The sequence below is a fragment of the Ruminococcus sp. NATIVEDY161 genome (assembly GCF_045819895.1).
In the GTDB taxonomy this organism is placed as follows: domain Bacteria; phylum Bacillota; class Clostridia; order Oscillospirales; family Acutalibacteraceae; genus Ruminococcoides.
The window spans coordinates 123,864-136,894 of the sequence record NZ_CP162392.1 but is presented as its reverse complement, the minus strand read 5'-3'; the positions used below and the strand labels follow the sequence as shown (position 1 = coordinate 136,894).

Annotated in this window: 12 protein-coding genes; all 12 read right to left on the bottom strand. The window is 46.3% G+C overall.

Annotation, left to right across the window (positions count from 1 at the left end; translation table 11 throughout):
* Positions 1–6: 6 nt before the first annotated feature.
* The 12 genes from rsfS to topA are packed head-to-tail and all read right to left on the bottom strand — an operon-like array spanning position 7 to position 13,031.
* Entirely contained in the window at positions 7–360 is a 354-nt protein-coding gene (gene rsfS / locus AB1I50_RS00625) for a ribosome silencing factor (RefSeq protein ID WP_407724290.1), read from the bottom strand.
* A gap of 3 nt (positions 361–363) precedes the next feature.
* A complete protein-coding gene (gene yqeK, locus AB1I50_RS00620) occupies positions 364–939 on the bottom strand; it encodes a bis(5'-nucleosyl)-tetraphosphatase (symmetrical) YqeK (RefSeq protein ID WP_407724289.1) in 576 nt (191 codons plus the stop codon).
* A gap of 4 nt (positions 940–943) precedes the next feature.
* Complete coding sequence (gene nadD / locus AB1I50_RS00615; RefSeq protein WP_407724288.1) at positions 944–1,552, bottom strand: nicotinate-nucleotide adenylyltransferase; 609 nt, start codon at positions 1,550–1,552, stop codon at positions 944–946.
* Complete coding sequence (locus tag AB1I50_RS00610) at positions 1,549–1,854, bottom strand: YhbY family RNA-binding protein (protein WP_407724287.1); 306 nt, start codon at positions 1,852–1,854, stop codon at positions 1,549–1,551. Before AB1I50_RS00610 ends, nadD begins: the two co-directional genes overlap by 4 nt.
* A gap of 11 nt (positions 1,855–1,865) precedes the next feature.
* Positions 1,866–2,459 carry an RdgB/HAM1 family non-canonical purine NTP pyrophosphatase gene (rdgB, locus tag AB1I50_RS00605; RefSeq protein WP_407724286.1) on the bottom strand — a complete coding sequence of 198 codons (594 nt, stop codon included), beginning with the start codon at positions 2,457–2,459 and terminating at the stop codon, positions 1,866–1,868.
* A 5-nt stretch (positions 2,460–2,464) separates the two neighbouring features.
* A complete protein-coding gene (gene ftsY, locus AB1I50_RS00600) occupies positions 2,465–3,379 on the bottom strand; it encodes a signal recognition particle-docking protein FtsY (RefSeq protein ID WP_407724285.1) in 915 nt (304 codons plus the stop codon).
* 12 nt (positions 3,380–3,391) lie between these two features.
* On the bottom strand, positions 3,392–6,967 hold the full coding sequence (smc, locus tag AB1I50_RS00595) for a chromosome segregation protein SMC (protein ID WP_407724284.1): 3,576 nt from the start codon (positions 6,965–6,967) through the stop codon (positions 3,392–3,394).
* Positions 6,964–7,932 (bottom strand): elongator complex protein 3, encoded by a 969-nt coding sequence (locus AB1I50_RS00590; protein ID WP_407725349.1) that lies wholly within the window; start codon positions 7,930–7,932, stop codon positions 6,964–6,966. The genes smc and AB1I50_RS00590 overlap by 4 nt, the downstream gene beginning before the upstream one ends.
* Before the next feature lie 22 nt (positions 7,933–7,954).
* Positions 7,955–8,632: a ribonuclease III gene (gene rnc / locus AB1I50_RS00585; RefSeq protein WP_407724283.1), complete on the bottom strand. Its 678-nt coding sequence runs from the start codon at positions 8,630–8,632 to the stop codon at positions 7,955–7,957.
* Positions 8,633–8,645: 13 nt separating this feature from the next.
* Positions 8,646–9,626 carry a phosphate acyltransferase PlsX gene (gene plsX, locus AB1I50_RS00580; protein ID WP_407724282.1) on the bottom strand — a complete coding sequence of 327 codons (981 nt, stop codon included), beginning with the start codon at positions 9,624–9,626 and terminating at the stop codon, positions 8,646–8,648.
* 1 nt (position 9,627) lies between these two features.
* Positions 9,628–10,941, bottom strand: coding sequence for a methylenetetrahydrofolate--tRNA-(uracil(54)-C(5))-methyltransferase (FADH(2)-oxidizing) TrmFO (gene trmFO, locus AB1I50_RS00575; protein WP_407724281.1), 1,314 nt, complete (start codon positions 10,939–10,941; stop codon positions 9,628–9,630).
* Positions 10,941–13,031, bottom strand: a complete 2,091-nt coding sequence (gene topA / locus AB1I50_RS00570) for a type I DNA topoisomerase (protein ID WP_407724280.1) — start codon at positions 13,029–13,031, stop codon at positions 10,941–10,943. Before topA ends, trmFO begins: the two co-directional genes overlap by 1 nt.

Below are 13,031 nucleotides of genomic sequence, written 5' to 3'. Positions count from 1 at the left end.
TATTTATTAGTCAACTACGCCGGTTAGGTCAACAGGCTTGCCGTCCTGCCAAAGTCTGTCAAGGTCATAAAACTGCCTTGCTTCCTCTGAAAAGACATTTACGATTACGTCGATATAGTCGAGCAAAATCCAGCTGTTTGAGCGGTAGCCCTCGATATGGCTGACAGAAACGCCTGCCTTGTCAAGCTGATACTCAACCTCGTCGGCAAGCGCCTTAACGTGGGTTGAGCTGTTACCTGTAGCGATAACCATATAGTCGGCAAGCACCGAAATATCGGTAATCTCGATAACCTGAATATCAAGTCCGATTTTTCCGCTTATTGCCTTAGCCGCCGCAATCGCGGTATCATAAGAAGTCATATATTAATCCTTTCTGTTTCTTTGTAAAACGATGTCGTTATATCCGAAAAGCTCGTCGGGATGAATGGGATTTTCGAGCGACGACAGCTTGTTGAAGGTAAATTGATAGCTAAAAATCATCGCGTCCTCAAGACTTTTGCGCGAAAGCTGGCGCATAACCTCAACTCCGCTGTAATCCCTTCCCTTTGCGGTATAGTCAGCGGTATAGATAATCTTTTCAAGCAGGCTCATATTAGCCCTGCCTGTCGTATGATAACGAATAGCATTAATTATATCAATATCGGTAATTCCGAGTTTGGTCTGAACATACACGCTTCCGCTAACAGCGTGCCAAAGCTTAGGCGCGCCTTTTTGAACATCGTCTAAGATTATACCACCGCTCTCGATAATTTGCAACTGCTCATCCTTCGGAACTTCCTTTGTGATATCGTGCAAAATTCCCGCGGTGTAGGCTTTTTCCACATCACAACCGTAAAGCTCGGCAAGTTTAACAGCTTCGTCCGCAACATTCACGCTGTGATTATAGCGGTAATCGCCCATAAGCTCTCTAATTATTTTTTTATAATCGGTGCGTTCCATCAAATCACTTCCGATATAGTTTATTATCTGTTATATACCTGAAAACTTCAGGTGTAATCATTTCCTTTATCTTTTGAAAATCGCTGATGTTTTCTCTTACAAATGTAGATGAAGCGGTGTCAAAAACCGTGTGCGACAGAATAACGGTTTTTGCGTTCATCGGTTTTAACACTTCGTCGGCATAGGCTTTCATCTTTTCAAAATCCTGCTCTACCCTCGGCACACCGATAATTGACGCCGTATCAAAGATAATCTCAGGCTTTTTCCATTTATCGAGCGTTAAAAACATATCAGCGCCTGTTATCAAAAACAACTCGTCGTTTTTATAAAGCTCTTTTAATTCGAGCAGAGTTTGATACGTGTAGCTTTTCCCCTGACGTTTTAGCTCAATATCGCACGATTCCATTTGAGGATAATCCTTCAATGAAATGTCAAGCATATTTAGCCTGTCCTTACCGCTCGCCAAATCGTTACTGACCTTGTGCGGAGGGGTGTTGTCGGGAATATAAAGAATTTTATCGAGCTTCAGCTCGTCAAGAACCGCCTTACCGAGCCTTATATGCCCAAGGTGGATGGGGTTAAACGTTCCGCCGTAAACGCCGATTTTGCTCATCTTTTTTTAGCTTTTGGCAGGGTGATTTTCGGCTCGTCAGGGTTCATACGGTAAAGCACAAACTTTGAACCGATAACCTGAACCACATCCGCGCCGCATTTTTCGGCAATCATATCCGCCGCCTCGCGCGATGAATAAGCGCTTGTTTCAAGAACCTTTGCCTTGATTAACTCCCTTGCGGTGAGCGCGGTGTCAGCCTGCATAATAATATTGTCGGTAATCTCACCCTTGCCGATAATCAGGATAGTCTCCATGGTGTTGGCAAGTCCTCTGAGATACGCGCGTTGTTTGCTTGTTAACATAAAATTACCTCTTACGAAAATTCATTTTCAAGCTCTTGCTTGAGCATTCTTAAAGCCTTGCCGCGGTGACTTACCTTGTCCTTTTCCTCCGCGGAAAGCTGAGCAAAGGTCTTATCGCCGTAAACAAAGATAGGATCGTAGCCGAAGCCGCCGTCGCCGACAAAGCTGTGTCCGATTTTGCCCTCGCAGGTTTCTTCAATCTCAATCTTTCTGCCGTCGGGCAAAATACAGCAAATTGCGCAGGTGTAATGCGCTCCGCGCTTTTCATCGGGAACTCCCTGCAATTCTTCAAGGATTTTTGCAGTGCGCTGTTCGTCGTTAAAGCAGTCCTCGGGACTGTAACGGGCTGAATAAATACCCGGTCTGCCGTCGAGCGCGTCAACGCAGATTCCACTGTCGTCTGCTACTGCCGGCATACCTGTCTTTTGGAAAGCCGCGTTTGCCTTAATAAATGCGTTCTCCCAAAAGGTTTTTCCTGTTTCCTCTACCTCGTCGAGCACAACTCCGGCTTCCTTTGCGGAAACCGCCTCAATTCCGAGGGGATTTAATATTCTTTCAAGCTCAACAAGTTTTTTTGCGTTATTGGTTGCTATGATAAACTTCATTAAAATTACTCCGATTTTGCGAAAAGTGCTTTGGTGAATTCTTCGGCGTTAAAGGGCTGTAAATCGTCAATCTGCTCGCCTACGCCGATATATTTTACGGGGATGCCCAAGCCGTCCTTGATTGCGAGCACAACGCCGCCCTTGGCAGTGCCGTCAAGCTTTGTAAGAACTATACCTGTAATTCCTGTTGCCTCTCTGAACTGCTCCGCCTGATTAACGGCGTTTTGACCGGTTGTAGCGTCAAGCACAAGGAGCTTTTCCTTTGCGCCGTCGGGCAGCTCCCGGTCGATTACTCTGTTAATCTTTGCCAGCTCGTCCATAAGGTGCTTTTTGTTGTGAAGACGTCCTGCGGTATCGCAGATAATAACGTCCGCGCCTCGCGCCTTTGCAGCAGCGATTGCGTCAAATATTACAGCCGCAGGATCGCTGCCCTCTCCCTGCTTTACAATCTCGCAGCCCGAGCGTCTTGCCCAAACGTCAAGCTGGTCAATAGCCGCCGCGCGGAAGGTGTCCGCCGCAGCCAAAATTACCTTTTTGCCCTCGAGGGTAAGCTGCTTTGCAAGCTTGCCGATGGTTGTGGTCTTACCCACGCCGTTTACGCCGATAACAAGAATAATCGACGGCTGAGTTGAGATATCGAGTTCCTCACCGCCCGAAAGCATTTCGATAATAATCGCTTCAAGCAAAATATGAATATGCGAAGGATCTGTTATTCCCTCTTTCTTTACTCTTACTTTGAGCTCATCGACGATTTTCTCGGCGGTTCTAACGCCTACATCGCCCATAACAAGGAGTTCTTCAAGCTCCTCATAAAGCTCGTCGTCAATTTTTGTAAACGAACCGAGCATTGAGTCAATCTGACCTACAACAGCGGTTCTGGTCTTTTTTAATCCGTCTCTGATTTTACTGAATAATCCCATAATAATGTTCCTTTATTTTGTTTCTATACCAAGCTTTGAAGCCACCTCGGTCGAGCGAAGCTCAAGAAGCTTGGAAATTCCTTCGTCCTGCATAGTTACACCGTACAAAACGTCTGCTTCTTCCATTGTACCGCGCCTATGGGTGATGAGAATAAACTGAGTTTTTTCGGTCATTCTGCGCAGATAGCTTGCAAAGCGGAATACGTTTACATCGTCAAGCGCCGCTTCAATCTCATCCATTACGCAGAACGGAGCAGGTCTTACCTTCATAATCGCAAAGTACAAAGCGATTGCGACAAGCGCCTTTTCTCCTCCCGAAAGAGCGTCAAGGTGGACAACGATTTTGCCGGGCGGATGAACGATAATATCAATACCGCTGGTAAGGATGTTTTCGGGCTCCGACAGTGACAGTGAAGCCGTACCGCCCCCGAACAGCTCCTTAAACGTGCGTGTAAAGTTGCTGTTGATTTGGTCGAAGCTCTCTACAAAGACTTCTTTCATCTGCTTTGTAAGAGTAACAATCAGCTTTTCAATCTCGTTCTTTGACTTCTCAACATCAGCAACCTGAGCGCTCATAAACTCGTAACGCTCGGAAACTTCCTTGTACTCCTCAATTGCGCTGACGTTAACGCTGCCGAGGTTTTTAATACTGCGCTTAAGCTCGTTTAGCCTTGACTGAGCTTTTGCGTTGTCCTCAATTTCAATCGCAGTTTTTTCAGCCTCACGCTTTGTAAGCTCGTACTCGTCCCAAAGCTTTGAAATAATATTGTCGTATTCCTTTTGAATGTTGATTTTGCGTTCTTCAAGTCGCGCAAGCTCTCTGCCTGAGACCTCGCGCTCGTTATTTTTATCGCGCTCAACATTTCTAATCTCAACACTGCGCTTTTCAAAAAGCTCGCGCTGAGCGGAAATAGCCTCAATCTGCTCATTGATTGACTTTTGTGTATTTTCAAGAACCGCAATATCGTTTTGATACTGCTCGATATTCGCTTTAATTTCAGCAATCGTTTTTTCAACGTCCTCAATCTGTGCGAACATCATCGCTTTGCGTTTGTCGTTACCCGAGCCTGTGTTACGCGCAAAAACAATCTCTGCGTTGAGCGCGTCAATATCCTTTTGCGCGGTTACGATTTCAAGGCGAATATTCTGTAGCTTAACGGTAAGCTCCTCACGCTTTTGGGTAAGCTCGGCGCGGTTTCCTGTGACGGAATTAACCTTCTCGTCAATCTCCGCAATTTTCACGTTCAACTCGGCAAGCTGAGCCTTTGCGTTCTTTTGACTTTCCTTAAAGCCGTTTATCTTTTCGGTGCAGTCGGCAAGCTCCTGCTCAGAGTCCGAAATTGCCGTCTGGGTATTGTTAATCTCATTATCGCAGGCGCGTTTTTCGGCTTCAAGCCTTACCAAATCCTGCTGTTTATTTGACAAATCGGCACGGTAGCCGAGCAAATCAGCTTCAATCGAAGCACATTCGCGGTTGATCTGTTCGCTGAGTGTTTCGGCTTCCTTAACCTTTGCAATAAGCTTGTCTGTCTGTGCCTTTAACTTTTTGATATCAGCCTGACGGCTCAAAACACCTGTGTTTCTTAGCTGTGAGCCGCCCGTCAGCGAACCGCCTGCGTTGACAACCTGGCCGTCAAGGGTTACTACCTTAAAGCGGTATGAATATCTTTTTGCGATTGAAGCCGCGCTGTTTAGGTCATCTGCAATTACAATTCTGCCCAAAAGTGAGGACAGAATATTAGCATACTTTTTATCGCACGAGCAAAGCTCTGAGGCAATACCGACAAAACCATAACAATCGTCAAGTCCGTTTTCCTTGAGCTCTCTCGGCTTAATTGTGTTAATCGGCAGGAAGGTCGCGCGTCCGCCGTCTGTACTTTTTAGGAAGCGTATAGCCTGCTTTGCGTCCTCGTCGGTCTCAACAACAATGTTCTGCATAGCAGCGCCTAAGGCGGTTTCAATAGAAACAGCATACTCCGAAGGAACGGAAATAACCCTTGAAACAGGTCCGCAGATACCCTTTAACCGTCCGTTTTTAGAGGCATTTACTACCGACTTAACGCTCTTTGAAAAACCTTCAAGGTTGCGCTCGAGGTTTTCGAGAAAGTCGATTTTCCTCTGGTGCTCTCTCAAATCGAGGCTTTGCTTTTCGCTTTCAGACTTTAACTGAGCACGTTTTTTATCCCTTGATTCAAGCTTCAGGCTTAAACCCTCAATTGAATTTTCAAACGACTTAATGTCGTCCTTTGCGGATTTAATATCTTTTATATACTGTGCCTGTAAATCTACAAGCTCGTTAAGCTGTGTTGTTTTATCCTCAACAGTCTGTGTAAGAGTATCTTTTCTCTGTTCGAGCTCCGCGATACCCGTGTCAGCAGTCATATCAATTACTCTCGCGTCGGCAGACTGAGTGGTAAGCGTTGACAGCTCAGCGGTTAAGCTCTGGAGCTCGTCTCCGCTCTTGCTTGAATCGAGGTTAATTACATTTAACTCCTCAGATACTTTGGAATACAGCTTTTGCTTGCCTGTAATTTCCGCGTCGAGAGTTGTTATCTTCTTTTGTTTATCGTTAATGCTCTGCTCGAGCTTTGACATATCATCATCGGCTCGCTCAATTTCGCCCTTAATTCGCTCGATGTTCTCATTATGGTGGAGAATGTCGTTCTCAGCGACGGAGATAAGCGACTTTTTCTCTGCAATATCGGAATCAAGCTTTGAAATTTCAGCTCTAAGCGAATCCGCCTTTGCTGAAAGCTCGCCGTTCTTTTGGTATATTTCCTCGGTCTCGGACTGAATCTCGGCAAGCGCCTGCTCTGCTTCTTCATACTGATTACGTGCAATAGAGATTTTCTCGTCCTGAACCTTTAGGTTATCCTGACTTTTATCGAGAGAGATAAGCCAAAGAGCAATTTCAAGTCCGCGCTTTTCCTCGGAATACTTCAAAAACTGCTGAGCCTTTTCGCTCTGCTTTTTAAGCGGCCCTACGCGCTCTTCAAGCTCGGTTACTATGTCGCGCAGTCTTAGCAGATTGTCCTCGGTATTCTTAAGCTTACGCTCCGCGTCAATTTTGCGGTAACGGTAGCGCGAAATACCTGCGGCTTCTTCGAAAATCTCTCGCCTGTCCTCACTTTTTGAGGACACAATGCTGTCGATTTTACCCTGACCGATCATCGAATAACCGTCACGACCGAGTCCCGTATCCATAAACAGTTCGTTTACGTCCTTAAGCCTTACAGCCGCTTTATTTATTAGATATTCGCTCTCTCCGCTACGGTAATAGCGCCTTGTAACGGCAATTTCGTCGCCGTCAAAGTCGAGAAAGCGGTCTTTATTGTCAATGTTCAGAGTAACCTCAGCATAGCCTGTGCGCTTACGCGTATCGGTTCCGTTGAAAACAACGTCCTCCATCTTGGAGCAGCGAAGGCTTTTAGGCGACTGTTCGCCCAAAACCCAGCGAATGGCGTCGCTTATGTTACTCTTACCCGAACCGTTAGGGCCTACGACAGAGGTTATGCCCTGCTCAAAGGATAATTTAGTTTTATCCGGAAAGGTCTTAAAGCCCTGAACCTCCAGAGATTTTAATCTCATCTTACTTCCCCTAATTTTAACTCATACTTAGAAAGTTCGTTGTCAAAATTCACGGTAAGCTCATATCCCAAAGCGTTAAGCTTTTTGATATTGCTCTTCTTTTGTCCCAAAAACTTTGACAGCGACCTTTGATTTATAAATACATCAAATTTTTTTGATGATAAATTTGATGTTTGTTCTATAAAAGAATTATAAAATATTTTTGACTCGCACAGTTCCTTAAATGCAGGATGATAATTATCACCGAGACTGTCATCAACAAGGCTGTCGGAGTAATGCAAACCGAGCCTGATTATGCTTATCCCGTCGCGCTCAAACATCAAAATCAGCCTTGAGCAGAGTTCCACACTTTCATCGAGCGTATACGGTACAAACTTGCCCGAGTGATAAAAATCAGCCAAATCGGTGTTCTTCATAATTACAGTCGGGTAAATCCGCACAGTGTCGGGTTTAAGCGCGATAAAGCTCTCCGCCGTTTTAATGTCCTTGTCAAAATCCGATCCGTACAAGCCCGTCATCATCTGCAAGCCGAGTGAAAAGCCGAATTCCTTAATCCGCTTTGAAGCGTAAACAACGTCCTCTGCCTTGTGACCGCGTTTGTTTAATTCTAATACAGAATTATCCATTGACTGCGCTCCGAGCTCGATTGAAGTAACGCCGTACTCTTTTAAAAGCGTGAGCACCTCATCGTCAATACAATCCGGCCGCGTCGAAATCCTTATACCCTTAAAAACTTCCGTAAAAGGCTTTGCGGCTGTGAGCAGTTCAAGCATATACTGCCTGTCGATTGCTGTAAAGCTTCCTCCGAAAAACGCAATTTCAGTTTCCTTAGCTCTATCTCCCAAGTCGGAAACGGCTTTGGTCAAGGTGGTTTTTACATCCTCGCCTGTCGGCTGATAAGCCTGTCCTGTAATGCTTTTTTGATTGCAAAAGCTGCACTTGTGAGGACAGCCGTTGTGCGGTATAAAAATAGAAATATTAGCGTGTTTAATAACCCATCAGCTCCAAGGCTTCTCTTGCCGCCTGCTGTTCAGCCTCTTTTTTGCTTTTTCCGCCGCCCTTGCCTATAACATTGCTGTTAAGGTGAACCTCTACAACAAAGTGCTTGTTGTGGTCGGGGCCGCTCTCGTCAACGAGAACGTATTGCAGCTTTTCGCCGGGATTTTGCTGAACAATTTCCTGCAAGGTGGTTTTGTAATCCTTAACGCGCTGTTTTTTCTGGTTCTTAATCGCAGGGATTACAAAGCTCAGAATGTGCATAGAAGCAGGCTGAATTCCGCCGTCAATATAAATTGCGGCGATTAACGCCTCGAACGCATCTGAAAGGATTGACGGTCTTTCCGCTCCGCCGTTGTTGCGCTCACCCTTGCTGAGAACAAGGTACTTGCCCAAATCAATCTGCTTTGCAAACTCATAGAGTGACTTTTCGCAGACAAGCGAGGCTCTCAGCTTTGTGAGACCGCCCTCGGGTAAGTCGGGACAGTTCTGAAAGATGTAGTCACTGACTACAATCGACAAAACCGCGTCGCCCAAAAACTCCAGACGTTCATTATATTTAACATGCTGAGCCTTATGCTCGTTGGCGTAGCTCGAATGAGTAAGCGCCTCGTTCATAAGCTCAATATTCCTAAACCGGTAACCGATTTTTGCTTCTAATTCTGTCATTTTATATCTCCGTTTACAGTGAGGATGATATTTCTTTAATCGCCTCAGCCTCTACGTATTCCATAGAAAGCTTAACGGCGTTCATCAGCGTAACTGCCTTTGAGTCGCCGTGAGCCTTAAATACAGGCTTCGAACAGCCCAAAATAGGCGCTCCGCCATAGGCGTTGTAGTTAAACTTGGTTTTAAGCTCTTTTAAGTCCTTCATAACAAGCGCAGCCGCGAGCTTACCCTTTACGCTGTCCGCAAACATATGCTTCATCTTCTTCATAAGGGTAATTGCAACGCCCTCGTAGGTTTTTAGAATAAGGTTGCCGGTAAAGCCGTCGCATACTACAACATCGCAAACGCCCTCGGGAATATCCCTTCCCTCAACATTACCGATAAAGTTGAGCGGACTTTCCTTTAGGAGCTTGTAGGTCTCCTGATAAAGCTCGTTACCCTTGTGCTCCTCGGTGCCGACATTGGCAAGCGCAACTCTGGGCGACTTAATCTTCATAACCTTTTCCATATATACCGAGCCCATAACCGCAAACTGGTAGAGCATTTCGGGACGGCAGTCAACATTTGCTCCGCCGTCGAGAATCATAAAAAAGCCGGTTGATGAAGGAAGAACAGGAGCAAACGCAGGGCGTTTGATACCCTTAATTCTTTTAACCGCGATTGTCGCGCCGACGCACAGCGCTCCGCTGTTGCCTGCGCTGATAAACGCATCTCCCCTGCCCTCGTTAAGCAGTCTTAAGCCGACAGCCATTGAGCTGTCCTTTTTTGTTTTGAGAACCGCGTCGGCTTTATCGTCCATAGTGATAACCTCGCTGCAATCCTCAATCTCGATATTATCCAAAGAAATGCTGTTTTTTTCGGCAGTCTCGCGGATAATTTTTTCGTTACCCGTAAGAATGATATTTGCGCCGAGCTCCCGAACAGACTTCTCGCAGCCCTTGATGATTTCAAGCGGTGCGTTGTCGCCGCCAAAGGCGTCTACAATAATTTTCATATCATTCACCAATATCCCTTAAATATTTATTAAGCGAGTCAAGCGCTCTTTGGGAGTATGCCGCGCCCCTCTCTTTTTTATCTCTCGGTCTGTTTTCAAGCTCAGGCAGTACACCGAAGTTTGCGCCCATCGGCTGAAACTTCTTAACCGTAGGATCGGAAATATACAACGACAGCGCTCCAATCATAGTATCGTTCGGCAGAGTAAGCGTTGATTTGCCCTCTAATACTCTGCAAGCGTTAATTCCTGCCATTATTCCTGCGGAAGCGCTCTCCATATAGCCTTCTACGCCTGTGATTTGACCTGCAAAAAATAACCTGTTATTTTCTTTTACAGAAAAATCAGAGTTCAAAATCTTCGGCGAGCAAATAAACGTGTTGCGGTGCATTACACCGTAGCGTACAAAGTCAGCCTTGTGAAGTGCCGGAATAAGCGAAAATACACGCTTTTGCTCCGGAAATTTCAGATTTGTCTGGAAGCCGACAAGGTTGTACATTGTACCTGCCGAGTTTTCTTTTCTGAGTTGCAATACCGCCCACGGTCTGTGACCTGTCTTTGGGTTAACCAAGCCTACCGGCTTCATAGGGCCAAATCTCAAAGTACCCTCTCCGCGCTGAGCCATAACCTCAACGGGCATACACCCCTCGTAAACCTTTGGATTATTTACGTCAAAGTCGTGGAGCGGCGCACGTTCTGCCGAGACAAGCTCGTTATAAAAGTTCTCGTACTCCTCTTTGTTCATCGGACAGTTGATATAATCGTCGTCGCCTCCGCGGTCATATCGCGAGGCTGTAAACGCGTACTCCATATCAACGCTCTCCGCGGTGACAATCGGAGCGGCAGCGTCAAAGAATGACAGCGAACCGCCAAAGTGCTTTTCTATATCCTTAGCAAGTCCGTCGGAGGTCAGCGGTCCTGTCGCGACAATCGTAATCGCGTCGTCGGGAATTTCCATTAGTTCCTCGCTGTAAACCTTAATATTCGGTTCTGCGTTAATTCCGTCGGTGACAAGTCCGGCAAAAATCTCTCTGTCAACCGCCAAGGCTCCGCCTGCAGGTACAGCGCACTTGTCGGCACATTCCATTAAGAATGAACCGAGGACGCGCATTTCTTCCTTAAGCAGACCTGCGGCGCTTTCGAGCCTTTTAGCCTTCAGCGAATTGGAGCAAACGAGCTCTCCGAACAGGTCGGATTTATGCGCAGGGGTTTTCTTTTTCGGCTTCATTTCATAAAGATGAACCTCATAGCCGCGTTTGGCAATCTGCATTGCCGCCTCGCAGCCTGCAAGACCTGCGCCTATAACATTAATATACATTACTTATCTTCCGTTTTTTGAGTTTGGGTATAGCCGCAGCCCTCTTTTGCGCAGAACAATGTGGGCTTTTTGCCCTTCTTTTTGTAGAGCACCTCTCCGCACTGAGGACATTTCTCATTGGTCGGCTCGTTCCAGCTTACGAAATCGCACTCGGGATAATTTGAGCAGCCGTAGAAAATCCTCTTGGTCTTTGTGTGCTTCACAATGATATCTCCGCCGCACTTGGGGCAAACTGTACCTGTTTTTTCAACGTATTTCTTAATATTTTTACAGTCGGGGTATCCCGGACAAGCAATAAACTTGCCGTATCTGCCAACCTTAACAACCATTTTACGTCCGCACTTTTCGCAGACAATATCGGTTTCGTCCTCTTTGAGCTTCAGCTTAACGCCTTCCATTTCGGATTTAGCGTCTTTTAACGTCTGCTCAAAGTCGGAGTAGAATTCAGCCAAAAGCTCATCCCATTTAACGTCGCCGTTTTCTACGCTGTCAAGCTCCTCCTCCATTTCGGCAGTGAACTTGACATTTACGATGTTCGGGAAACGCTCCTTGAGAAGCTTTGTTATAACCTCACCGAGCTCGGTCGGAACAAGGGTTTTGGCTTCACGCTTAACATACTCACGGCTTGTCAGAGTGGTGATTGTTGCGGCGTAGGTTGAAGGTCTGCCGATACCGTACTCCTCGAGCGTTTTAATAAGCGAAGCTTCGGTATAACGCGCAGGCGGCTGGGTGAAGTGCTGGTTCTTTTTAAGCTCCTTAAGCCTTACCGGCATATCCTTTTCAAGCTCGGGAAGCTGCGAGGACTTCTCCTCCGCCTCGTCCTTACCCTCAACATAAAGAGCGGTAAAGCCCGGGAAAGACACATAATAGCCCGAAGCCTTAAAGGTGTAGCCGTTTGCTTCGATGTCTGCCTGAGTGGTCTTTTGAACGCACTCAGCCATTTGGGAAGCGGTAAAGCGGCTCCAAATCAGCTTGTAGAGCTTATACTGGTCAAGCGTAAGACTCGACTTTATCTTGTCTGGCTCAAGGCTCGGCATTGAAGGTCTGATAGCTTCGTGACCGTCCTGAGCGTTTTTACGCGACTTAAAAAATCTCGGCTTTGCAGGCAAATACTCGCTGCCGTAAGCCTGTTCGATGTACTTTGTAACCTCGTCAATGGCTACGTTTGAAATTCTGAGTGAGTCGGTTCTCATATAGGTTATAAGACCGGTTGCGCCCATTCCCTCAATATCAACACCTTCGTACAGCTCCTGCGCGACCTTCATTGTACGGCGCGACTGGAAGCCAAGCTTTCTTGATGCTTCCTGCTGTAATGTTGAAGTGATAAACGGCGGTGCAGGAGATTTTTTGCGCGTACCGTGCTTAACCTTGGTAACAACATAATCCGCGCCTTCTAAATCAGCTTCTATTTTATCAGCCTGTTCGGCGTTTTGAATTTTAATCTTTCCGTTTTTATCGGAATACAGCGAAGCCGAAAAGGCTTTTCTGCTGCCCTTGGGGATAAACTTCGCGTCAACCGTCCAGTATTCCTCGGGCTTGAACTTTCTGATTTCGTTCTCTCTGTCAACAATAATTCTCAGAGCTACCGACTGAACTCGTCCTGCGGAAAGTCCTCTGCGGATTTTCTGCGAGATAAACGGACTGAGCTTATATCCCACAAGGCGGTCGAGAATACGCCTTGCCTGCTGAGCGTTTACAAGGTCGGTATTGATTGCGCGTGGATTTGACATTCCGTTCTGCACGCCGGACTTTGTAATCTCGTTAAACTCAACGCGTCTGCAATAGTCATCGGGAAGTCCGAGAATATATGCCAAGTGCCATGAAATAGCTTCACCCTCGCGATCGGGGTCGGTTGCGAGGTAAACGTTATCGCTGTTCTCAGCGAGAGATTTAAGCTCCTTAACGAGCTTTTCTTTTCCTTTAATAATATCGTATTTCGGTGCAAAGTTGTTTTTGATGTCAACGCTGAGCCTTGCCTTGGGCAAATCTCTCACGTGTCCCATTGAAGCAACAACCTCGTAGTCCTTGCCGAGATACTTTTTTATAGTCTTTGCTTTGGCAGGTGACTCCACAATTACCAAATCTGACAT